This is a genomic window from Paraburkholderia sp. BR13444 (genome assembly GCF_040948755.1).
Lineage (GTDB): Bacteria > Pseudomonadota > Gammaproteobacteria > Burkholderiales > Burkholderiaceae > Paraburkholderia > Paraburkholderia youngii.
In genome coordinates this window covers 350,521-373,129 of sequence record NZ_JBFPKM010000009.1, presented here as the reverse complement: position 1 = coordinate 373,129, position 22,609 = coordinate 350,521, and the positions used below count along the sequence as shown (strand labels likewise).

24 protein-coding genes are annotated in these 22,609 nt (G+C 65.0%); 9 read left to right on the top strand and 15 right to left on the bottom strand.

Going from position 1 to position 22,609, the window contains the following annotated elements; all coding sequences use genetic code 11:
• Positions 1 to 1,195: ESPR-type extended signal peptide-containing protein (locus AB3X95_RS25760; protein WP_368622892.1), on the bottom strand; the 1,195-nt coding region annotated here is incomplete at its 3' end.
• 649 nt (positions 1,196 to 1,844) lie between these two features.
• On the opposite strand from AB3X95_RS25760, the gene AB3X95_RS25755 reads away from it, so the two are divergent.
• From AB3X95_RS25755 to AB3X95_RS25735, 5 genes are all read left to right on the top strand, one after another.
• Positions 1,845 to 3,041 (top strand): M23 family metallopeptidase, encoded by a 1,197-nt coding sequence (locus AB3X95_RS25755; RefSeq protein ID WP_368622891.1) that lies wholly within the window; start codon positions 1,845 to 1,847, stop codon positions 3,039 to 3,041.
• A 147-nt stretch (positions 3,042 to 3,188) separates the two neighbouring features.
• The gene (locus tag AB3X95_RS25750; RefSeq protein ID WP_368622890.1) at positions 3,189 to 3,776 is read left to right on the top strand and encodes a helix-turn-helix domain-containing protein; all 588 of its coding nucleotides are present in this window, start codon (positions 3,189 to 3,191) and stop codon (positions 3,774 to 3,776) included.
• Positions 3,773 to 4,300 carry a GNAT family N-acetyltransferase gene (locus tag AB3X95_RS25745; protein WP_184225277.1) on the top strand — a complete coding sequence of 176 codons (528 nt, stop codon included), beginning with the start codon at positions 3,773 to 3,775 and terminating at the stop codon, positions 4,298 to 4,300. Before AB3X95_RS25750 ends, AB3X95_RS25745 begins: the two co-directional genes overlap by 4 nt.
• A 96-nt stretch (positions 4,301 to 4,396) precedes the next feature.
• Complete coding sequence (locus tag AB3X95_RS25740; protein ID WP_368622889.1) at positions 4,397 to 4,852, top strand: MarR family winged helix-turn-helix transcriptional regulator; 456 nt, start codon at positions 4,397 to 4,399, stop codon at positions 4,850 to 4,852.
• Between the two features lie 57 nt (positions 4,853 to 4,909).
• Positions 4,910 to 5,554 carry a trimeric intracellular cation channel family protein gene (locus tag AB3X95_RS25735; protein WP_176121079.1) on the top strand — a complete coding sequence of 215 codons (645 nt, stop codon included), beginning with the start codon at positions 4,910 to 4,912 and terminating at the stop codon, positions 5,552 to 5,554.
• A 10-nt stretch (positions 5,555 to 5,564) separates the two neighbouring features.
• Here AB3X95_RS25735 and AB3X95_RS25730 read toward each other — a convergent pair whose 3' ends face one another.
• The 11 genes from AB3X95_RS25730 to AB3X95_RS25680 form a co-directional block, all read right to left on the bottom strand.
• Entirely contained in the window at positions 5,565 to 6,533 is a 969-nt protein-coding gene (locus AB3X95_RS25730) for a type II secretion system F family protein (protein ID WP_368622888.1), read from the bottom strand.
• 28 nt (positions 6,534 to 6,561) lie between these two features.
• Positions 6,562 to 7,539, bottom strand: coding sequence for a type II secretion system F family protein (locus tag AB3X95_RS25725; RefSeq protein ID WP_368622887.1), 978 nt, complete (start codon positions 7,537 to 7,539; stop codon positions 6,562 to 6,564).
• Positions 7,540 to 7,591: 52 nt separating this feature from the next.
• Complete coding sequence (locus tag AB3X95_RS25720; protein WP_368622886.1) at positions 7,592 to 8,953, bottom strand: CpaF family protein; 1,362 nt, start codon at positions 8,951 to 8,953, stop codon at positions 7,592 to 7,594.
• Between the two features lie 39 nt (positions 8,954 to 8,992).
• Positions 8,993 to 10,204, bottom strand: coding sequence for a CpaE family protein (locus AB3X95_RS25715; protein ID WP_368622885.1), 1,212 nt, complete (start codon positions 10,202 to 10,204; stop codon positions 8,993 to 8,995).
• Between the two features lie 21 nt (positions 10,205 to 10,225).
• Positions 10,226 to 10,540, bottom strand: coding sequence for a hypothetical protein (locus AB3X95_RS25710; RefSeq protein ID WP_368622884.1), 315 nt, complete (start codon positions 10,538 to 10,540; stop codon positions 10,226 to 10,228).
• A gap of 21 nt (positions 10,541 to 10,561) precedes the next feature.
• Complete coding sequence (locus tag AB3X95_RS25705; RefSeq protein ID WP_368622883.1) at positions 10,562 to 12,478, bottom strand: type II and III secretion system protein family protein; 1,917 nt, start codon at positions 12,476 to 12,478, stop codon at positions 10,562 to 10,564.
• A gap of 100 nt (positions 12,479 to 12,578) precedes the next feature.
• On the bottom strand, positions 12,579 to 13,409 hold the full coding sequence (gene cpaB, locus AB3X95_RS25700) for a Flp pilus assembly protein CpaB (protein WP_368622882.1): 831 nt from the start codon (positions 13,407 to 13,409) through the stop codon (positions 12,579 to 12,581).
• Between the two features lie 36 nt (positions 13,410 to 13,445).
• Complete coding sequence (locus tag AB3X95_RS25695) at positions 13,446 to 13,988, bottom strand: prepilin peptidase (RefSeq protein ID WP_368622881.1); 543 nt, start codon at positions 13,986 to 13,988, stop codon at positions 13,446 to 13,448.
• Between the two features lie 30 nt (positions 13,989 to 14,018).
• A complete protein-coding gene (locus AB3X95_RS25690) occupies positions 14,019 to 14,189 on the bottom strand; it encodes a Flp family type IVb pilin (RefSeq protein WP_176121070.1) in 171 nt (56 codons plus the stop codon).
• A gap of 67 nt (positions 14,190 to 14,256) precedes the next feature.
• Positions 14,257 to 14,427 carry a Flp family type IVb pilin gene (locus AB3X95_RS25685; protein WP_013092552.1) on the bottom strand — a complete coding sequence of 57 codons (171 nt, stop codon included), beginning with the start codon at positions 14,425 to 14,427 and terminating at the stop codon, positions 14,257 to 14,259.
• Positions 14,428 to 14,527: 100 nt separating this feature from the next.
• On the bottom strand, positions 14,528 to 14,740 hold the full coding sequence (locus AB3X95_RS25680; protein WP_184225284.1) for a hypothetical protein: 213 nt from the start codon (positions 14,738 to 14,740) through the stop codon (positions 14,528 to 14,530).
• Positions 14,741 to 15,412: 672 nt separating this feature from the next.
• On the opposite strand from AB3X95_RS25680, the gene AB3X95_RS25675 reads away from it, so the two are divergent.
• Genes AB3X95_RS25675 through AB3X95_RS25660 form a run of 4 tightly spaced genes read left to right on the top strand, consistent with a single transcriptional unit; the run spans position 15,413 to position 18,912 of the window.
• Positions 15,413 to 16,699: a glycosyltransferase family 87 protein gene (locus AB3X95_RS25675; protein WP_368622880.1), complete on the top strand. Its 1,287-nt coding sequence runs from the start codon at positions 15,413 to 15,415 to the stop codon at positions 16,697 to 16,699.
• A gap of 13 nt (positions 16,700 to 16,712) precedes the next feature.
• Positions 16,713 to 17,774 carry a glycosyltransferase family 2 protein gene (locus tag AB3X95_RS25670; RefSeq protein ID WP_176121066.1) on the top strand — a complete coding sequence of 354 codons (1,062 nt, stop codon included), beginning with the start codon at positions 16,713 to 16,715 and terminating at the stop codon, positions 17,772 to 17,774.
• Positions 17,775 to 17,791: 17 nt separating this feature from the next.
• The gene (locus AB3X95_RS25665) at positions 17,792 to 18,541 is read left to right on the top strand and encodes a class I SAM-dependent methyltransferase (protein ID WP_368622879.1); all 750 of its coding nucleotides are present in this window, start codon (positions 17,792 to 17,794) and stop codon (positions 18,539 to 18,541) included.
• Positions 18,538 to 18,912: a GtrA family protein gene (locus AB3X95_RS25660; RefSeq protein ID WP_184225288.1), complete on the top strand. Its 375-nt coding sequence runs from the start codon at positions 18,538 to 18,540 to the stop codon at positions 18,910 to 18,912. The genes AB3X95_RS25665 and AB3X95_RS25660 overlap by 4 nt, the downstream gene beginning before the upstream one ends.
• A gap of 23 nt (positions 18,913 to 18,935) precedes the next feature.
• Here the strand turns inward: AB3X95_RS25660 and AB3X95_RS25655 are convergent, their stop codons facing one another.
• The 3 genes from AB3X95_RS25655 to AB3X95_RS25645 all read right to left on the bottom strand — a co-directional run bounded on the left by AB3X95_RS25655 (position 18,936) and on the right by AB3X95_RS25645 (position 22,607).
• Positions 18,936 to 20,171, bottom strand: coding sequence for a YbfB/YjiJ family MFS transporter (locus tag AB3X95_RS25655; protein ID WP_368622878.1), 1,236 nt, complete (start codon positions 20,169 to 20,171; stop codon positions 18,936 to 18,938).
• A gap of 419 nt (positions 20,172 to 20,590) precedes the next feature.
• Positions 20,591 to 21,454, bottom strand: a complete 864-nt coding sequence (locus AB3X95_RS25650; RefSeq protein ID WP_176106831.1) for a MurR/RpiR family transcriptional regulator — start codon at positions 21,452 to 21,454, stop codon at positions 20,591 to 20,593.
• A gap of 70 nt (positions 21,455 to 21,524) precedes the next feature.
• A complete protein-coding gene (locus AB3X95_RS25645; protein ID WP_176106832.1) occupies positions 21,525 to 22,607 on the bottom strand; it encodes an ABC transporter ATP-binding protein in 1,083 nt (360 codons plus the stop codon).
• Positions 22,608 to 22,609 lie beyond the last annotated feature (2 nt).

Below are 22,609 nucleotides of genomic sequence, written 5' to 3'. Positions count from 1 at the left end.
ACACCGTCGTGCCACCCACGCTGAACTTCGGCGCGCTGATCGAGCCATCCGCAAGCACGATCGAACCACCGCCCAGCGCCCGGGCCGTGCTCGACGCCGTGCCGTACAACTGGCCACCGTTGACCGCATCCACGCTCGTTGCCCGCACTGCGCCCGCAGCCACCCCCGTCACCGTACGGTTGCCCGCGGTGCCTGCCACGTTGATCACCGAACCGTCAGCATCTTTCGCCACCGCGATGTCGCGGGTGGTTGCATCCTGCTGCACCAGACCGATCGTGCCGTTGTCCAGCCCGTTCGTGATGTTCATAACGTCACCGGCAATGTTCTGAATGTTGGCCGTGTTCTGCGTGGTACGGGCATCGACGTTGGCGAACGCGTCACCCACGTTGTCGACCGTCGTACCGCCCACGCTGTACGCAGGCGCCTTGACGGAACCGTCGGCATCGACCGCAGCACCGCCGCCGAGCGCGCTCGTCACGCCTTTGAGCTGCGACACGACGACCGCGTCCGAGTCTTGCGTGCCGGCCGCAACATTCGTGATCTGGCGCATGGCCATCGCACTGCCAACCGACACCGTATTTTCGCGGTCGGCGATCGAACCCGAGCCCAGCGCCACGGAGTTTGCCGCGGTCGCACTCGTACCGGTACCGAAGGCGATCGAGTCGGAACCCGAAGCGATCGAGTTCGAACCCATCACCACCGCACCAGCAGCGGAGGCGGTATTGTTCAGACCGATCGCAATGCCAGCGGTCGCACCGTACATGACAGTCGACCGGCCCAGCGCGACCGACCAGTCCGCCATTGCGATTGCACCAGGGGTCGAGCCGTCGTGGCTGCCGCCACCAGCGGCGAACGAACCCGTGCCGACCGCCGAAGTGTCGTTACCGAAGGCCGCGCTGCCCACACCCGTCGCGGCCGCGTTCGAGCCGACCGCAGTAGAGCTATCGCCAAAAGCGAATGCAGCATTGCCGGAATCCGCACCGATTGCCACGGAGGACGGGCCCTCCGCAAAGCCGCTACCCGCCGCGTACTGCGCATGCGCGAGAGGCGCAATTGCGCTCGTCGCCAGCAACGCTGCACCCATCAGACTGACTGCTTTCGACTTGCCGCGCTTGCCACGAGTCTTCGAGTTTTCACACGCAGCTACCCACGAACCCAGGGCTTCGTTCCAGACGCTGATATACGACTTGTTCATGATCCTATCCCTATCAAGGTAATGAAAATAGATTTGCGGCGAATCGCCACCCGAAAATCACGGAAATTAACCAGATACAATTAAATCGTTACCATTAAATACAGAACACACAGAATTCCCGTTGCCTTCGAATCTTTGAAACTGATTTCATCTTAGATTTTTGGGATAGGATAAAAATAGGACCGATCCGAATCGTCGATCGAGTTCAGCTATTAGATCAATTTGAAAAATCAATTTAATACCAAGCACCCTAAAAATCGCTTGGCGGCTGCGCATAAGAGGTTTTAAGAGAAAACCGCGATTTTGGCGAAAACCGGTAACTGGTGCTTTTTGATAACCTGCGATAGACACGCAGGCTTAAACAAGCCTGCATGTCCGCCGCCCTGAAGAAACGCCGGATCGCCCGACAGCGCGAGCGGGAACGCCATCCGCGAAAGCACTGGGTTCGCCCTGCATGAAACAATGGCGGGACGACGCTCATGCGGTTGACGGTACTGGCGGAGCCTATCTCAAAATTCGGATTCTCCCGATATTGATAGCCTGCCGCGCCCCATAGACTGAAAGCTCCTTATACCGGGTTGTGTAGCGAGAAAGAGAATCCCTTGTTCGATTTATTGGGTTTCCGTGGCGTTTCAAGCGACGTCGCTTCATGCCTGCAGCCCTTTTATTTCGACTGCGAGGTTTTGAAAAAATGCGCTTACGCCATTTACGTCACGCCTGCTCTCGCGCTCAGGTTATTTCCGAGAATGTGGTTCATTCGGTCTATTGCGGATTTAAATCTCCGGCGGCCGCCGTGTTTCTGTTTGGCATGGTTGCGATGCTGGGAACGTCGAATGAGGTCACGGAAGCGGAGATCGTCAGTCGCGGGCACGGCTCAACTGCACGCCAATTGTCCCGAGCCTTGGAAGTTACGGCGCCGGCTGTCAATGACTCTGGCAGCAAAACCAGCAATGGTCAGCTATCCCACGCTGCACCGCTTGTCATGTCGGATCTCGACAGCGGTTTTTACGCAGGGAAGATCGAAGCAACGTTGCGCGACACGCTGGCGCGGGCCAGCGTGCCGGCGGAGATACAGGAGCAGATCGCGCATATTTTCGCTCCTCGACTCAACCTCGCGGCGCCCGCGCACAAGGGCGACACTTATCGTGTTCTCTACGAAAGCGACGATACGAACGCACAGCGAAAGCGTCTCAGGGCGGTCGAGCTCCGCTCGGGCGGTGAGGTCTACCAGGCCGTTTGGTTTGTCGCACCGGGGCGCACCGATGGAGACTACTATTCATTCGACGGGCGTGGACTCGCCGCGAAGCCGTTCTCCATACCCCTCAACTACGTGCGGCTCAGTTCGCCATTCGGTTACCGAACCCATCCGGTCAAGGGCAAACACCAGATGCATACAGGTGTGGACTTTGCCGCACCGAAGGGGACACGCGTCGTCGCGGCCGCCGCAGGAACCGTGCGGTTCATCGGCTTCAGACCCGGATACGGCAACATCGTCGTACTCAGTCATCCGCGAGGTTTCACGACGCACTACGCACACCTGTCCGCCTTTTCCCGCGATTTGCGTGTCGGCAAACCGGTCGCCGAAGGACAACCGCTCGGCGCGGTGGGCAGCACCGGTACGGCTACGGGCAACCATCTGCATTTTGAAGTGCGTGAGTACGATCAGCCGATCGATCCGCTCACTTTGACAGGCCGGACTGGCGCTTCGCCGCTCACGACCACTGAGCGGATCGCGTTCGACAGCATGGCGGGCGCCCTGCGTGAACAACTCGCTGCATTGCCCGTCGATGCTCCGGCAAACAGGATGGCGTCGAATACCGCAGGCACGCCGAATTCGCCTGCATAGCGGCACAGCTCGCTGACTTGAGACGCGAGCTCAAAGACCGCGAGCGTTGCAATGCGGGCGATTGCGAGCGAGCACGCGCCGCCCACTATTGACAACAAAAAAACCATCTCTAGTTTACTAGACAAATAATCTCTTAAACTGGATAGCATGGACATCAACGCCCTGATCGCTCGTCGAGTCAAAGCGCTACGGGACGCTCAGAACTGGTCGCTCGACGCACTGGCCGAGCGCAGCAAGGTCAGCCGCTCGAATATCTCGCTCATCGAGCGCGGGCAAAGCAGCCCCACCGCGACCGTGCTCGATAAACTTGCCACCGCGTTGAACGTGCCGCTCGCATCGCTGTTCGAGCAGGATGGCGCAGCGGTGGCCGAGCCGTCGCCGGTCAGTCGCGCGTCCGAACAGGCGGTGTGGACCGATCCGGGTTCCGGTTATGTGCGGCGTCATCTGTCGCCTACCGCGCGCTCGGCGATCCAGTTGGTCGAAGTCGACTTTCCTGCCGGTCAGCGCGTCAGCTACGAAACCGGCACGCGCGACGCGGACATTCATCAACAGGTATGGATGCTCGACGGGTCGATGGAAATCACGGTCGGCGACACCAGTTGGCGGCTCAAGTCAGGCGACTGCCTGGCGATGCGGCTCGACAGCCCTATCGCGTTTCGCAACCCCACTCGCAAACGCGCGCGCTATCTGGTCGCGCTGAGCACGTCGCCCATCAATGAACGGAGAAGCGGATGAGCGATAACGTGACCATTCGGCGCGTCGGCGCGAACGAAGCGGCGGCCTGCGTCGAAGCGCTCGCCGACGTGCTGATCGACTGCGTGGAAGGCGGAGCATCGGTCAGCTTCATGCTGCCGATTTCGCGCAACACAGCCCTCGCGTTCTGGCGCAACGTCGCCCAAAGCGTCGCACGCGGTGAACGCGCATTGCTGATCGCCGAAGATCGAGACGGCAGCATCGTCGGCACCGTGCAGTTGATCATCGCGCAACCCGAAAATCAGCCGCATCGAGCCGACGTCGCGAAGATGCTCGTACACAGAAGAGCACGCCGGCACGGCGTCGCGCACGCTCTGATGAGCGAACTCGATCGCCTTGCGCGGGAAGAGAAAAAATCGGTCCTCGTGCTCGACACCGTAACCGGCGGCGATGCCGAGCGACTCTATCAGCGCGCCGGCTGGCAACGCGTCGGCAGCGTGCCGAACTACGCGCTGATGCCCGACGGCGCGTTGTGCGCCACCACCTTCTATTTCAAACAGCTTTGACGCACACGCAGTCCACGCGGCGCAAGTATTTGAAAGTTTCAACTACTTGCCTATAATGCCTGCACGACGGATAACGGTCGACAGTGGAGCAAATTCTTGTACTCGGACTTCCTGACTTTCAGGCTCGATCTGGCCAGCGCGTTGCTGATCAACCGCGCGAACCTGGTCTACCGCGAGCGCTGGGATCTCGACGTGCGCGCGCTGCGCGTGCTGCGCCTCGTATGCGCGGAGCCCGACATCACGCCCAAGGCCGTTTCGCAGCGCGCGTTGATCGAAAAAACGCTGCTTTCCAAAGTTCTCGCCGAGCTTGAATCACGCGGCCTGATCACGCGCAACGTGCATGCATCGGACCGTCGAAGCATCGCGTTACGCGCCACCCATCACGGCCTCGAAGTTGCGCAAGCGTCCGAAACGGTAGGCACCGAGCTTGAAGTCGAGCTCGCGAAGGCGCTGAGCGCGAACGAACGTAAAACGCTCGAACGTCTGCTTAGCAAGCTTTCGCGTAGCCTGCTCGAAAGCGAGTCCGCAAGCGCGCCGCCCGCGAGCTCCTGACCGACGGTCCGCATTTCGCAGCGCCCTCCCTGCGCTCGCCCAACACGAAACCACTCAGTGAATTCACACGCCGTCTACACCATTCTCGATCTGATCGGCACCTTCGTATTCGCGATCAGCGGCGCGGTCGCCGCACGTCAACGACGGCTCGACCTGTTCGGCATCGTCGTGATCGCCTTCATGGTCGCATGCGGCGGCGGCATCGTGCGCGACGTGTGCATCGGCGCGATCCCACCGGCGGGGCTGTCGAACTGGCGCTATCTGGCCACCGCGCTCGCCGCGTCCGCGGTGACGATTCTCGCGTATCCGCAGGTGCGCCGGCTGCGTCAGCCGGTGCTGTTCTTCGATGCGATCGGGCTCGGTCTATTCGCGGTGTCGGGCGCGCAGAAAGCGCTCACGTATGGCCACAATGCCGAACTCGCGATTCTGCTCGGCGTCGTCAGCGCGGTGGGCGGCGGCGTGATGCGCGACGTCGTGCTCTCGCGCGTGCCCGCGATTCTCGAGCGCGAGATCTATGCGTCTGCCGCGCTGTTCGGCGCGGCGGTGCAGGTCGGCTTTTCGTATGCGGGCTGGACGGACTGGTGGACGCCGTGGTTCGCGACGTTGGCTTGCATGTTGGTGCGGCTCGCGTCGCTGCGCTACGGCTGGCGGCTCCCGGTCTTCCAGGGCAGACGCGCGGCCGAGACGCGCGACAATTCATAGCGGGCTCTGGTCATGCGCCGCCCGCCATGCTCGGCAGCAGATCGCGATAGATATGAATCATCGCGGGCCCCATCAGCACGACCAGCAGCGCCGGAAAAATGCAGAACATCAGCGGAAACAGCAGCTTCAGCGCAATCTTGGCGGCCCGCTCCTCGGCGCGCATCCGGCGGCGCGTGCGCAGCGTATCGGAGAGCACGCGCAACGACGCGCCGATGCTGGTGCCGAAACGCTCGGCCTGAATCAGCATTGCACTGAACGAGTCGATGTCTTCCACACCGGTGCGCAGCGAAAAATTGCGCAGTGCCTTTTCCTTCGAGAAACCCGAGCGCATTTCGAGCAGCATCAGTTCGAGCTCGCTCGCGACCACCGCGCTGCGCAGGCGGATTTCCTCGCCGACTTTCATCAGCGACGCATCGAGGCCCAGCCCCGCTTCCACACACACGGTCAGCAGGTCGAGCGCATCGGGAAAGTCCTCGACGATGCTGCGCTGGCGCGCTGCGGTGCGGCGCGACAGCACGGCGTTCGGCAGGTAGTAGCCGAGCGCGGCCAGCACGACGAGCACGATCGCGCGTTCGAGCAGCGAGCTCGCGAATGACGAGCCGTACAGCGCGAGCATCGCCAGCAGCGGCAACGTCAGCGCGAGCGCGGTCTTCGCGGCCAGATAGATCGGCACGGCGTTGGCTGAGCGCCAGCCGGCGTTCATCAACTGCACGCGCAGCGCGGATTGCTCCCAGCCGTCCTTCGGCACCGACAGCTTCGAGATCGGCTGCGAGATCTCGACGAGCTTTTCGTACCACGGCGTCTGCGCGGCGGCGTCGAGTTGCTCCGGCGCCGGCACGGCATTCGCACCGCCCGCCTGCTCGATGCGGCGGCTCATGTCGCGCGGCGTGCTCAGATGCATCGCGCCGAACACGGCCGCGAAAACGATCGCGAATACGCCGGCGAGCAACAGAATCTGCGTGATGTTCAGTGTTTGCATGGTCCTTCTCCGATGACCTCGAGCCCGCTCAAACGCGAATCTTCACGATGTGCCGCATCCACAGAATCCCGAACAGCATGGCGACGCTCGCCACCGCGATCATCCTGACGCCCGCCGGGTCCCACCACAGCACGTTGAGGAACCCGGGGTTGATCGCCATCATCGCGCCGCCGACGCCGAACGGCAGCAGACCGAGCACCCACGCGGACATCCTGCCTTCGGCGGAGAGCACGCGAACCTTGTCGAACAACTTGAAGCGGTCGCGGATCAGCGCGGTGATGCCGTCGAGCACTTCGGCGAGATTGCCGCCGGTCTCGCGCTGGATCACGACGGCGATCACGAAGTAGCGCAGATCGCGAATCGGCACACGGGTCGCGAGATTCGTCAGCGCCTCGCTGATCGACACGCCGTAGTTGATCTCATCGAACACGATGCGGAACTCGCCGCTCATCGGCTCGGTGAACTCGGCGCCGACCATATCGATCGCGCCGGTGAACGCATGGCCCGAGCGCAATGCTCGCGAGAGCATGTCGCAAACGTCCGGCAGTTGCCGTTCGAGCTGACGAATGCGCCGGTGGCGGCGCCGCTGCACGTAGACGATCGGCAGCAACGCGCATAGAGCGGCGGCGCCGGCCGTGAAGACCCACGGCACCCTGAGGCTCGCACCCACGATCAGCACGAAAGGCGGCAACACCGCGCAGGTGCCGAAGAATCGGCCGACCGACCACGACAGTCCCGACTGCTGCAGAAACAGATCGAGCGCATGCACGCGCGGAATACGCAGCAGCAGCCGCGCGAGCACCGCCGACTCGGCCATCGTGCGTGTCTTCAGAATCGACAGACGCTGCCGGCTCATCGGGCCGCCGGCCGATACCGCGCGAATCCGCGAATCGACGCGGCGCGCGACCGGGCCGTGCCGGCTGTTCCAATACTCGTAGACGCCACCCGTCGCGAGCACCACGGCCGCGAACAGCAGAACGATCGACGCGTAAAAAATCGGGCTCATGCAAGTCTCCTGAAACACCGGGCAAGCGGCCTGTGCGCGTTGCCCGTGCACGTCATGTCGTTTCGAAGCGCCGCGCCGGATCGTAGATCTGCTCCGACGGCGCCACGCCGAATGCCTGCAAGCGCTCGGCGAATTTCGGCCGCACGCCGGTCGCGCAGAAATGGCCGCGCACGTTGCCCTTCGTATCGACGCCGGAGCGGCGGAACACGAAGATCTCCTGCATGTTGATCATGTCGCCCTCCATGCCGGTCAGCTCCGAAATGCTGACGATCTTGCGGCGGCCGTCGGTCAGACGCGTGGCTTGCACGACCACCGAAATCGCCGACGAAATCTGCTGGCGCATCGTGCGTGTCGGCAGCGACAGGCCGCCGAGCGTCATCATGTTTTCGAGGCGCGTCAGCGCATCGCGCGGTGTGTTCGCGTGGATCGTCGACAGCGAGCCTTCGTGGCCGGTGTTCATCGCGTTCAGCATGTCGAGCGCTTCGGCGCCGCGCACCTCGCCGAGAATGATGCGGTCGGGGCGCATCCGCAGCGCGTTGCGCACCAGCGTGCGCTGCGTTATCTCGCCGCGTCCCTCGATGTTCGGCGAACGCGTCTCCAGCCGCAGCACGTGCTGCTGGCGCAGCTGCAGCTCGGCCGCGTCCTCGATCGTGACGATGCGCTCGTCGCCCGGAATGAATCCCGACAGCACGTTCAGCAGAGTGGTCTTGCCGCTGCCCGTGCCGCCCGACACGAGGATGTTCACCTTCGCGCGCGCCAGCGCGTCGAGCACTTCAGCCATCGGCGGCGTCAGGCTCTGCAATTCGATCAGGTCGGCAACCTGCAACGGATTCGCGGCGAAACGGCGAATCGACAGCAACGGACCGTCGATCGCGCAGGGCCGGATGATTGCGTTCACGCGCGAGCCGTCCGGCAGGCGCGCGTCGACCATCGGGCTCGATTCGTCGATATGGCGGCCGACGCCGGAGACGATCTTCTCGATGACCTTCATCAGATGCGCGTCGTCGTAGAAGGTCACCTCGGTCGCCTCCAGCCGGCCACGGCGCTCGACGTAGGTATGACGATGCGTGTTCACCAGGATGTCGGACACGGTCGGGTCGCGCAGCAGCACTTCGAGCGGACCGAAGCCGAACATTTCGTCGTGCACGTCGCCGACGAGTTGCCGGCGTTCGAGATCGTTGGCGGGCGCCTTCTGGTCTTCGAGAATGCGGCCGATCAGCGTCGCGATCTCCTGGCGGACCTGCTCGGACGGCAACCTCGACAGCCGTTCGAGCTCGACGCGTTCGAGCACCGCCTGATGAATCTCGCGCTTCAGTTTCTGGTATGCGCCGCGCAACATGCCGGCGGCCGCCGGGTCCTGGCGTTCGCCCAGCGGCTGCACGCGTTGCGCGGAAATCTGCTCACGAAGCGACATGACGTTCCCCTGTTCTGACCGTGTGACGTTCGAGCACGCTTAAAGCGTTTCGAGTTTCGGCGCCGGCGGACGCCCGAGCAGCCGCCCGAACAGCGACTCACCCTTCGCGCGCGAGCGCCCCGGTTTGGTCGCGCGTGCCGCGATGTTTTCGGCGAGCGTCTGCAGGCTGCGCGCAACCCCGCTGCCGCGCGCGGTCTTCGACACCGGCAGTCCCTGGTTCATCGCGTCGGTCACCGTTTCGGCATCCTCGGGGATCACCTGATACGCGCTCATGCCGAGCACGGATTCGAGCGCCCCGCGCGGCCGCTCGCCGTGCCGCGTATAGCGGTTCAGGATCAGCCGCATCTGTTCCTGCGCGTAGCCGAGCGAGCACAGAATCTCCTGCAGCCGGCGGCCGGCGCGCACGTGCGGCATGCTCGCCTGCAGCACGAGATGAATCTGGTCGCTGCGATCCAGCGCGAGCATCGACAGCCGGTTCAGCGTCTGGCCGAGATCGAACAGCACGAAGTCATAATGCGGCGCGGCGACGCCGAGCAGCCACTCGAGACGGTCTTCCTTGACCTCGGCCGCCTTCACCGGGTCGCCCGCGCCGGCGAGGATATGGAAGCTGTCGCTCACATGCACGACGCTCGTGTCGAAGAACGCCGCATCCATGCGCTCGATCTGCGCGCAGATTTGCGGCAACGTCGACGGCGGCGTCTGGTCGGAGACCAGGAACGCGGCATCGGCGAACTGCTGGTTCAGATCGATCAGCAGCACGCGCTTTTTCTGCGGCAGACTCGCGATCGCATGTGCGACGTTCGTGGCGATGAAGCTGGTGCCCGCGCCGCCCTTGCACGACACGAACGACAGAATCCGCGTGTCGCGCGTGCCGCCTTGCAGGCTCTGCGCCTGCGCGCGCTGCAACGCGTCGCTGAACTGGCGCGAATCGAGCGGCCAATTCAGCACGTCGCGAAAGCCCGCGCGCATCGCGGCGATCAGCGTCTGCGGCGACGCGTCGGGAATCAGCAGGATGCAGGTGAGCCGCCCGTGCTCGCGATGCAGCCGCTCCACCACCGCGAGCTCCGCATCCTTCAGCGACGCGGCGTCGACGATCAGCACGTCGAACGCATCGAGCGTGTCGCCGCGCTCGCCGAGCAGCGACGGCGTGCCCATCGCGCGCGTGATCCGGTAGTCGCCGGCTTCGCCGCTCAGATGCGCGATCTGAGCGAGCCGTGCGCCGTCTTCAGAGAGAGCCAGGATGTTGATCATGATGTTCCCCCGCGTCCGCCATCACTGACTGCCGCCGCTGCTGCCGATCCCGATCACGAACGGATTGAACGTCGTGGCCGGCGTCTGGAACGACTTGTCGTACTGCTGCTGCGCGGCGACCGCGGCCTTGCCGTCGACCCCTGGTGTCGACGGCGTGTGCTCGCCCGCATGCGGATCGATGATCTGCATCTGCTTTACGGTGCGCACGGCGTCGCCGACGTGCGCGTCCCAGATCGGCGAGCTCGACATGCAGCCGCTCAACGAACCGCCCAGCGTGGCGCACACCGTCAGCAGCAACGCTGCGCGGCGCGTAATCAGAAGATGTTCGAGTTTCATGAGAGTCTCCTTCGCGGCGCGTTACGGGTTGGGCTGGGTGGCCTTGAGCGTCGGGTTGCCTGGGCTCGCGGCGTCGGCTTTGGCGAGCGCGGGTTCGGCGCTGGTTTGCGCTAGAGCTAGCGTTGCTGCCGACGCTGTCGTGGTTGCCGTCTTACCGGCCGGCGGCATCGCCGCCGACGGTGCTGGCCGGTCCGCCTGGGTGTCGCGCGGCAGCAGCGCGGCGGGTGCGGCCGAGCCTTCGGTCGGTGCCGGCGTCGGTGCAGGCGTCGGAACCGGTGCGGGCGCCGCGGGTTGCGGTTGCGGTTGCGCGGGCATCTGCGGCGCGTTCGGCTGCGCGGCGGGCCGGCGGCCTTCCATGTTGCCGGTTGCGTAGACCGTGCCGTCCGACACGCCGGTGAAGCTATCGGTCGGCAGCGGGTAGTCGCCCGGCGGCAGCGGCTTCACCAGATGCACCGTGACGATGAAGATCAGCTCAGTGCGATCCTGCTGGAACGACGTGCTGCGAAACAGCGCGCCGAGCACCGGCACTTCGCCGATGCCGGGCAGCGCCTTCAACGCGCCGGTGATGTTGTTCTGAATCAGCCCGCCGATCGCGAAGCTCTCGCCGTCGTTCATCTGCACCGTCGTCGACGCGCGCCGTGTCGTGATCAGCGGCAGGATCGACGTGTTGCTCGTGCCGCTCGCCGTTACGGTGACGCCGGTCGGCGACAGTTCCGACACTTCCGGCGCGACCTTCAGATTCACGCGGCTGCCGGCCAGCACGGTCGGCGTGAACTTGAGGCCGACGCCGAACTCTTCTTCCTGCAGCGTGATCGTCGAGCCGCCCGTGCCGTTGCTTTGCGGCACTGGAATGAAGACCCGGCCGCCGGCAAGGAACGACGCCTCCTGGCCGCTCAGCGTGACGAGGTTCGGCTCCGCGAGAATCTTGCCGAGGCTGTCGCTCTTCTGTGCGTCGACGGCGATGTTGAAGGGCCTGTTGTTCGCCTTGCTCACCGCGACACCGCTGCTGACACCGGCGAGCAGGCTGCTCACCAGCGCGCCGGTCCACGAACCGAAGCCGCCCTGGATGTTGACCGCCGCGCCCAACTGATTGAGCAGCGTCTTCGACACCTCGGCGACCTTCACTTCGAGCATCACCTGTTGCGGCGAATCGACCGACATCATGTTGATGACTTCGGAGCCCTTGCTAACGCTAGAACTCTGCTGCGAGATCGAGCCACCGTTACCAAAGCTCGCGGTGCTCGACTGGTCTTGCTGAGTGGGTTGCGCACCCGCGTAAGCGCCGGCGATGCTCATCGCCTGCTGCGCGGCCTGCCCGCTCGATACGCGGCCCGCGAGCACGAGGTTGCCGGCCGCGCTCGACACGCGGATGCCACGCTCGTTCGGCAGCAGTTGCGCGAGTGTGCGTTGCAGCCCATCGGCATCGACGCCGACGCTCACGTCGATGATCTGACATGCGCCGCTGCGGCCCTGCACGATCATGTTCGTGGTGCCGACGCTCATGCCGACCACGTACAGCGTGCGCTGCGACACGAGCGTCGCCTGCGCGACGACCGGATTGCCGAGCGTGCGATTGCGCGCGGGCTCGACGAGCGGAACCAGGATCGACTTGCCGACCGCCACCGACACGCTCGACTCGTCGCGAATCTCGCCGGTGCAGTTCGGCCCGGTCAGCTGCGCGGGGGCGACCATCCGGCCGCTCGTCGCGCCGGTCGGCATCGGCGTGTTGCTGACCAGCATCGGCACGGCGCCCCGGCCGACCGGCAGCGGCGCGGCCTGCACGCCCCAGCCCGGCGGCATTTGCGCGGCGGCCATCGTTTGTGCCGCGCTGTCGTGCGTCGCCGTTAGCCCGGCGCATAGCGCGGCGGCGAGCACCGTGCCGCCGAGCGAGCGGCAATGCTTGCCGCCACCGGATGAGTACCGTTGTTGTGTTTTCATGTTGCTGCCCCCGTCGCTCGATAGGTGAACCGAGACGTCTCTTGATTGCCTTCTGATTCAGATCGCGGCGTCTGTCAAAAACCGGTGCGCCGCGACCGCGCTAGAAACATTCGACGCTGCCCGTCACCCCCGACAGCACGCCGACGCATTCGCGCCTGGGCGCCGGACGTGCCGCATAGTGCGCGCGCACCGGATGCACTTCGGGTGCGGCCGGAGCCGAAGCCGGCACCGGCACGTCGAGCAAGGTCAGCTTGGTCGCGCCGCCGGTGCTCGGGGTCTGCTTGTCGACCTGGTTGCGCAGCACCAGCGACAGCGTGCCGACGCTGCGTGCGAGGTCGAGCTTCTCGGCCTGCTCGGGGGTCACCTCGAGCGTCACCGCGTTGACCACTTTCGGCGCGGTGTCGTCGCGGCTCACCTGCTGCGCGACCGCGAGCACGAGGATCTTTTCGAGCACGATCTTCGAGATGCTTTGCGACGCGTCGGTCTCGTTCGCCTGCTGCGTGTTGACGATCACGTCGACGTAGTTGCCCGGCAGCGCGAAGCCGGCGACGCCGACCACGTCGTTCACCCGCACCGTGATCGCTCGATGGCCTTCGCCGATCACCGCGGACAGGCCGCCCTTCGTGCCCTGCGGCGCGAGCTTCGATTCGAGCACCGGCTCGCCGGGCGCGAGACTCGTCAGCAGCACACGCCCTTCGAGCGCCTTGCCGTCGGCGAACGCACCGGGCGGCACGCTCGAAGTCGGCCAGCTGACCATGTGAATCAGGTTCTGGTTCAACGGCTGGCCGAGACTGATGTCCGACGACGCCACCGCAACCGACGTCACCGCGGCCGACGAGGTCTGCAGCAACCAGCGCGACGCGAAACTCACGGCCGCGAGGCCCGCCAGCACGGCGATCGTCAGCATCACTAAAGCCCGACTGTTTTTCATGGCAACACTCCCGCATCGTTCAGTGGAAACGTCCGGCTACAGCGCGGCCGCGAACAGCATTCCGAGGGTTCCGGCCGCGATCGCAACGCCGTAGGGAATCGACCCGAGCGATCCGGACCGCGCATCGATCAGGCTCGGTCGTGTGAGCGGCGCGACGACGAGCCCGCCGATCAGTTGCCGCAGATTCGCGAGCAAGCGAGCGAATCTGCCGCGGCACAGCACGATCAGCAGCGACCAGAGTCCGCCGACCAGAAAAGTGGCGAGCGCGATCCGCCAGGTCAGCGCGGGTCCGACCCATGCGCCGATCGTCATCAGCAGCTTCACGTCGCCGGCGGCCATGCCGCGCAGCAGATAGAACGGCAACAGCAAAGCGAAGCCGCATGCTGCGCCGCTCAGCCAGTCGAGCGCGCCGGCGAGCGGCCCGTGAATCGACATCTGCACGGCAAGCGCGGCGGCGAGCCCGAGCACGATCAGGCGATTCGGAATGCGTCGCGCGGTGAGATCCGTGCTCGCTGCCACGATCGCCAGTACGATCACGCACAGCGGTACAGGATGTGGCGGCAGAAGTGGCAGCGTCATGATGACCTCGTGATGGATGATCGCGCCGCGTCAGATCGAGTCGGCGAGATTGTTGAAGATCGCGCTGAGGTTGGTGCCGAGCGTGGTCACACCGCCGATGATCAGCAGTGCGATCAGGCCGGCGAGCAGACCGTATTCGATGGCGGTCACGCCGTCTTCGTCGTGTGCGAAACGTACCGCGCGCGCAATCAGGTTCTTCATGACAGGCCCCCGTATTCAGTTGGAGAGTGACGGACGAATCGTGAGGTTCGTCCGTCGGCAAGATGACTTAAACCGAGTCCGCGAGGTTGTTGAAAATCGTCTGCAGATGCTGGCCGAGCAGGGTCACGCCGCCGATAATCAAAAGCGCGATCAGGCCGGCGAGCAACCCATATTCGATGGCGGTCACGCCGTCTTCGTCACGAACGAAACGGGCTGCGGTAGCAATGATGTTCTTCATGATTCGACTCCTGTGGAGGACTAACTAATGGAACCCGTTACCAGGATTGGCGTGGGCGATGGCACTACGGGCACTGCTGGGAACTGCGGAAGACTGCGGGCTAGTCTCGCCGCCCGGTCAGCGTCGCGCGGTGTTTGATCCGCATGGGCGTAACGCTGGGCGACACGAACTGGAGGAAACGGGGGAAGTGAAGCGGCAGCTGCCGGGCAAGCCGCAGCATTGCGGCCGTGTGCCGCTGACGCAGCATGGCCGCACGGTGTGCGCGGCTCATGGGCTTGTTATCGCCGCGCAGGCGCGTGAACTTGTTGTGCATACATCCCCCGTCTTTCGTGATTTTTTCTTGGCGCCGGCTCGAGGCCAGCACCAGCTGGTCAATCGACGTTGGCTCTCTATCGCGCCATGGTGTGCTGTCTGTTCAGGTCCGCAGCATCGAGTCGTCGACTTCCGCGCACTCCCCATTGCAAGGACGGGACCAGCTTTGCGAAAACAGCGTAACGACGCGGGTTCGAGCCGACTGGCCTCCCGCCTCGCGCCCGATTCGCGTCCGGAATGTCCGAATCCGCAACGTTTCGCATGAGCCACCGAACACTTCGCGGAACGCGTAAAGCGCCGCCGGGCAAGGCTCGGCATTTTTTGTCCAGGACTTTCCCTGGGGCGGTAAAAACGGAATATCGCTGGGAAATCGGCCTTCCCGAATGGCGCGCCGGTCCAAAGCGTCTCATCGATGAGACGGCTTGGTGCGTTGGCGCACACAACGCTGACCGTTTGGCCCGGTATTTGGGTGACTCGGCAGGGCACGACTCGCGGCCAGGAAAACGCGAGCTTGAAAGTCGCATGAATTTCCGCCAACAATGATCTGACCGGTTCAGCGCAAAGACACGGGTTTTGATTCGATGTCACGCGCAGACACATACAAAACGGAATCAATAAACAGAACGAACGGAGGGTCGACAGACCTGATCCGGATCACACGGGGGCGGGGATCATGTACGCATCACAGCTACGCATGCGCAGCGGCGACAGCGAGATTCGCGGCTGGCTCACGCACGAGCGCATCGTCTTCTACTGCAGCGGGATGTGCGTGCTGTACGTGGCGATCATCGGGCTGTGGGCCTATGCGAGCCACGGCTTCACCGACCAGCGCCTCACGCGTCCCGGTGAGGACTTTTCGATTTTCTGGTCGGCCTCGTATGGACTGCTGCACGGTTCGGCGATGCAGGTCTACGACCATGCGTCGTTCGACAAGCTCCAGCGGCTGCTCTTCACGAACGTCGGCCACGACAGCGTGATGCCCTGGCTCTATCCGCCGACGTTCCTCGTGTTGATCTCGCCGCTCGCGCTCTTGCCGCGGCTCGTCATGTACTTCGTATTCGTCGGCGGCGGCATCGCGCTGCTCAGCGCGAGCACGTTGCGTGTGTCGGGCCTTGTCGACAGCTTCAGGGGATCGCGCTTCGCATGGTTCGTGGTCGCCGCCTCGCCGTGCGTGTTCGTGACGGCCCTGTTCGGTCAGAACTCGCTGCTGACCGCCGGTATCGCCGCGCTGACGCTGCATTGGCTGCGCCGGCATCCGGTACGCGCGGGGCTGTGCCTCGGCGTGCTCGCGATCAAGCCGCAAATGGCCGTGCTGTTTCCGCTCGTGCTGATTGCCGCGGGCGCATGGCGCACGCTGGCCGCCGCCGCGTTCAGCGCGGCGCTGTTCAGCGTGATCAGCGTGCTGGCCTGCGGCGTGCAATCGGTGCGGCTCTTCTTCGTCAACACCGGCATTGCCCGCGAGACGCTGCTCGAGCAATGCCGCGGCTACTGGCTCGCGTCGCCGACCGTGTTCGCCGTGCTGCGCGAAGGCGGCGCCCCGATCGCCGCGGCCTTTGCGGCGCAGGCCTGCGTTGCGCTGATCGCCGCGGCAGCCGCATGGCACGTGTGGCGAAACACGCGCAACACGCGGCTGCGCGCGGCGAGCCTCGTCGTCGCCACGCTGCTGACGAACCCATACGTGTGGCACTACGAACTGGCGTGGCTCGGCATCGCGACGGCCAGCCTGACCGCGCTCGGCCTCGACAAAGGCTGGCTGCGCGGCGAGCAGAGCGTAATTGCGCTTGCGTGGCTGCTGCCGGCCTATGAACTCTTCAACCGCACGGCCGAGTTGCCGCAGATCGGCCCGATCGTTCTGCTGCTGGTGCTGCTGTTCGTCATGCGCCGCGTGCGCGTAATGGACGAAGAATGCGACGAGCGCGCCGCCCTCGCCTATTCGCACGCGGCTCGAATCATTCGATAAACGGGGAAGCGTCATGCCAACTCATACAACCACGCCTCTAATCTCACTCGTCGTGCCGTTCTACAACGAGCAGGACGCGGTGGAACGCTTCTTCGCGGCAGTCGTGCCGGTGCTCGAATCGATGGACGGCACGCGCTTCGAAATCGTCTGCATCAACGACGGCAGCAGCGACGCGACGCTCGATCGGCTGATCGCGCAGAGCAGCCGCGACCGGCGCATTCGGGTGATCGACCTGACGCGCAACTTCGGCAAGGAAGCGGCGCTGACCGCCGGCATCGACGAAGCATTCGGCGATGCGGTGATTCCGATCGACGCGGATCTGCAGGACCCGCCGAGCCTGATCCCGGTGATGGTCGAGCATTGGCGCGCGGGCGCCGAAGTAGTCGCGGCCAAACGCACGAACCGCCTGTGCGATACGCTCGCCAAACGCACGGCGGCCGCGCTCTACTATCGCGTGCACAATGCGCTGTCCGAAGTGAAGCTGCCGGAGAATGTCGGCGACTTCCGGCTGATCGATCGTCAGGTGGTCAACGCGCTGCGCAGCCTGCCGGAGCGCCGTCGCTTCATGAAGGGCCTGTTCGCGTGGGTCGGCTACCGCACCGTGATCGTCGAATACGAACGCGAGCCGCGCAGCGCCGGCCACTCGAAGTTCTCCGGCTGGCGGCTGTGGAACTTCGCGCTCGAAGGCATCACTAGCTTCAGCACGGTGCCGTTGCGCAGCTGGACTTATATCGGACTGTCCATCGCCACGCTCGCGTTCGTCTACGGCGGCTTCGTCATCGGCCGCACGCTGTGGTCGGGCAATCCTGTGCCCGGTTACGCGTCGACGATCTCGGTGATGCTGTTCATGGGCGGCATCGAGCTGATCGGCATCGGCGTGATCGGCGAATACGTCGGCCGCATTTACTACGAGTCGAAGGAACGGCCCGTTTATCTGGTGCGGCGTCGCTATCAGGCGAAGAGCAAGGTCAGCACGTTGCCCGGCGTGCGCGAGGATGCGCGCGCGGCGCATGTGGGGCGCGTCGAACCGACACGCAGGCGGGCCGCGCCGCGGTTTCGCGTAGTCGGCCACTGAAAGCCGAGGAGTTGACCATGTCTCCCGATGCATACCTTGAAATGGCCGAAACCGAAGCCGGGCACTGGTGGTTTCGCGCGCGGCGCGACGTGCTGCGCACGCTGCTCGAACGGCTCGCGTTACCGCACTGCGCGCGCGTGCTCGAAGTGGGCTCCGGCACCGGCGGCAACCTCGACATGCTGGCCGGCTTCGGCACCGTCAGCGGCCTCGAGATGGACCCGACCGCTCGGGCACTGAGCGCGCGCAAGGCCGGCAAGCAGTTCGACATCCGCGCGGGCCACTGCCCCGACGACGTGCCGTTCGACGGCGAACGCTTCGACCTGATCTGCTTCTTCGACTGCCTCGAACATATCGCCGACGACGCCGGCTCGCTCGCAGGCATGCGCGATCTGCTGACACCGGGAGGCCGCATCGTCGTGACGGTGCCGGCCGGACAACATCTGTGGAGCGCGCACGATGTTTTCCTGCATCACTACCGCCGCTATAGCCGCACTTCGCTGATGCGCTGCGCGGCCGTGGCCGGCTACGAAGTCGAACGCGTCAGCTATTTCAACACGCTGCTCTATCCGGTCGCGGTGGTCGCACGTTGGGCCGATCGGCTGCTGCATCGCCAGCATTCGAGCGGCGACGCGATTCCGCCGTGGCCGCTCAACGCGGCGCTGTACCGCATTTTCAGCGCCGAGCGCCACTGGCTCGCGCATGCGCCGCTGCCTTATGGCGTATCGCTGTTCGCGGTCCTGCGCAAGCGCGAAGGAGCGCCGCGATGATGCTGGCCGATCGAGTCAAGCTGATGCGCTTTGGCGCGAGCGGCGTCATCGCGACCGGCCTGCATGTGTGCATTGCGCTGACGCTGATCGCGGACGCCGGCATGTCGCCGCCGTGGGCCAACGCGATCGCGTTCACGTGGGCGACGGCGGCCTCGTATCTGTTGAACACGTTCTGGAGTTTTTCGGCGCTGCCCGCGTTGATGAACGCTGGGCGGTTCGTGCTCGTATCGCTGGGCGGCCTGACGTTGACCGCGCTCGTATCGCGCCTGACGCAGCTCGCGGGCGGCCCGCCCGCGCTCGGTATCGGGCTCGTCGTGTGCGTGGTGCCGCCGCTCACGTTCATCGCGCATCGGTGCTGGACCTATCGCTGAACACGAGGCACGCGTAACGCGGCTCACGCCGCGCGCAACGCCTTCTGACACGCCGCAAGCACCGCGCCGCCCGCCAGCAGCAGCGCCGAATACACGAGCCCGCGCGCGAGCCCGGCGCCATCCGACACCCAGCCGATCACTACCGGCCCGACGATCTGCCCGAATGCGAACACGATCGTGAAGGCGCTGATGCCCTTCGCCCAGTGGCTCGCGGGCAGATTGTGGCGCACGAACGCGGTCGTCGATGCGACCGCCGACAGGAACGTCGCGCCGAACAGCGTGCCCGAAACGAACGCGACCCACGGCTGCGTGAACAGCGCGGGCAGCAGCGTCGCGATCGCCAGCAGCGCGTTGAGCACGGCGAGCGCCTGGCCGCCGCGCATGCGGTCGAGCAGCGTCGACCAGATCCGCGCCGACACCACGGTCGCGGCGCCGAGCAGCAGATAGAAGCCGGTGACGACCGCCGCGCTCATGCCGGCGTTGCGCAGCAGCGCGACGATGAACGTCATGTAGCCGATATAGCCGACGCCGAACAGTCCGTAGCCCGCGAGCGCGGCTGCGAACTGCGGCCAACCCGGCGCGGAAGTGGCGCCGGCTGCATGCGCGGCAGCCGCCGCGCTCATATGTGCGCGCTCGATTCTGGCCGACGCGCCGATCGCGACCGCGGCGAACAGCGCGCAGGCCGCCGCGAGCGCGAACCACGCGAACTGCCAGCCGTGGGCGGCGTCAAGGATCGTCACCGGCACCAGCACCGAAGACGCGACGATCCCCCAGCCGGTGCCCCCGTAATACAGACCGAGCACGAGCCCCGCGTCGCGCGGGCGCGCCGACGCGAGCCGCGCCGCGAGCACGCCGCCGCCGATGAAGATCGCCGCGCTGCTCGCGCCAGTGATTACGCGCAGTGTCAGCAGCGCATCCGTGCTGGCGGTGAGGCCACTGCCGGCCATCAACAGCGCGGTCAGCACGCAACCGCCCGCGAACAGCGCGCCCGTCGACCAGCGGCGCGCGAGGCGCGGAAACACCAGCGCGCCGAGCAGATAGCCGAGCGCGTTCGCGGTGTTCATTGCGCCGGCCTGCGCGAAGCTCCAGCCGAGGTCGAGCTTCATCGACGGCAACAGCAGCGCGTAGGCGAAGCGCGCGAGGCCAAGCGCTGTTGCGCTGCCGAGCGATAGCGCGGCGGCCAGCAGCAGTGTCGGCAGACGGCGGGCGGTGATCGTGGTTGGAGCGTGCGATGCGGTATCGGCGGAACGGGAGGACATGGGCGGACGGACCTGAACGAGAACGCTGCGAGCCGGTTCTGATTGGATGATGAGTCGGACGAATGCGGCAGATTGCCATGATAGCCGGGAGAAACGTTTCGGCTTGACGGTTAGTTGCAGAGCAACGCGAGTTGCAGTTGTGGCCGAGCGCGAGCGCGCGCGGCTGCATCCGAACACGACGCTGCGCAAGCGCCTGCGTAGCGCGTTGAGCGATACGTCGGTCGATCTCGATGAGCGGTTGCTGTGGTCGGATGCAGCCGCGAGCTTCTCGCTCGAACTCGCGAGGCATGGCAAGTGGCAGTTGCTCGATCTGCCGATGGGCGGCAAGGTTCGCGCGGCGGCAACGGTCGCGCAGCCGGTGAACAAGGTGTCGATGATCGGCTGGCCGAAGAGGATGGCGCGCCAGCGCTTCGAGCGCTCTACCCGCCCGCGCCTTCCGGCTCATGCGGCACGAGCCGCGCTTTCGCGTGGCGCATCTTTTCCAGCGTCTCGGGTCCCGCCTTCAACGCGACGCCGATCGCGAGCGCATCCATGATGCACAGATGCACGAGCCGCGATACGCCCGGCGTGTTCGGATCGATCGGACTCGCCACGCGCAGCAGCAGCGGAATATCGACGAGCCATGCGAGCCGCGAGCCGACGTTGGTCAGCGCGATCGTCGTCGCGCCGCGCTCCTTCGCGATCTGGATGCTTTCGTTGACTTCGACGCTGCGCCCCGAATGCGAGATCGCAAACGCGACATCGCCCGGCTCCATCAGGCCCGCGTAAAGGCGCTGCAAATGACCATCGGTGAATGCGGCCGCCGCGATGTCGATGCGCAAGAACCGCAGCGCCGCATCCTGCGCGACGAGCCCCGAACCAGAACCCACGCCGAAGAAAAACACGCGCCGGGCGCTCACGAGCGCCGCGATCGCGCTTTCGACCACCGCAGGATCGAGCGCGCCGCGCGCATGCGTGATGCCGTCGATCGCCGCTTCCCCGACCTTGTCCATCAAGGTCTGCACGTCGTCGTCGCGCGCGACCGCGGTCGACGCATACGGCAATCCGCCCGCCACGCTTTGCGCGAGCTGCATCTTGAAGTCGCGCAGACCGTGCGCACCGATCGCGCGGCAAAAACGCGTGACGGAAGGCTCGGACACGTCGGCGCGCTGCGCGAGATCGGTGATGCTCGCGCGCATCGCGAAGTCGACGTCGGCAAGCACCATGTCGGCGACCTTGCGCTCGGCGGGCCGCAGACTCGCGAGTGCGTTGCGGATATGGGGAATCAAGTTCGGTGCGGACACCCGGTGTTCCTTAGGGGCTGTTTCATATGGTTCCGCGTCGCTCGCAGCTTCTTCGCTTCAATCGGCCTGATCAAACCAGCCTGCGTCCACTCTCCGTATCGAACAGATGAATGTGTTCGGCCGGCAGACGCAGCGCAACACGCTGACCGGGCTCGATCTTCGAGCGTTCGCGCGTTGTCACGCACCACGCGGAGCCGCCTATTTTCCCGTACAAGTGCGTCTCGGCGCCAGTTGGCTCGATCACTTCGACGTCGAGCGCGGCATCCGGTATCTGCGCCGTGATCTCGATGTGCTCGGGCCGCACGCCGAGCGTGGCCTGCGCACCGACCACGGCCGACGCAGGCGTGCTTTCGAGCGCGACCTCGCTGCCGTCCGCGAGCTTCAATGCGAGGCCCGCACCCTGGGTGCGAGTGACGATCACGCCCTCGACGAAATTCATCGACGGCGAGCCGAGGAAGCTCGCGACGAACAGATTCGCCGGCCGGTCATAGAGTTCGAGCGGACGGCCGATCTGCTCGATCCGTCCCGCGTTCATCACGACGATGCGATCGGCCATCGTCATCGCTTCGATCTGATCGTGCGTGACGTAGATCACCGTGTTCTTCAAGCGCTGATGCAGCGCCTTGATTTCGGTGCGCATCTGCACGCGCAGCTTTGCGTCGAGATTCGACAGCGGCTCGTCGAATAGGAACAGCGACGGCTCGCGCACCACCGCGCGGCCCATCGCGACACGTTGCCGCTGACCGCCCGACAGCGCGCGCGGCAAACGGTCCAGATAGCCGCTGAGGTTCAGCATCTTCGCGGCCGCATCGATGCGCGGCTTGTATTTCTCCGACGACTCTTTGCGGATTCTCGGACCGAACGCGATGTTTTCATACACCGACAGATGCGGATACAGCGCGTAGCTCTGGAACACCATCGAGATATTGCGCTGCTGCGGTGCCAGCGTATTCGCACGCGTGCCGCCGATCATCAGATCGCCGCCGCTGATTTCCTCGAGCCCGGCCACCATCCGCATCAGCGTGCTCTTGCCGCAGCCCGACGGACCGACCAGCACGACGAACTCGCCGTCGTCGATGTCGAGATCGATGCCGTGCACGACCTGGGTGTCGCCATAGCGTTTGAAGATGCCGCTCAGTTGCACTGCTGCCATGC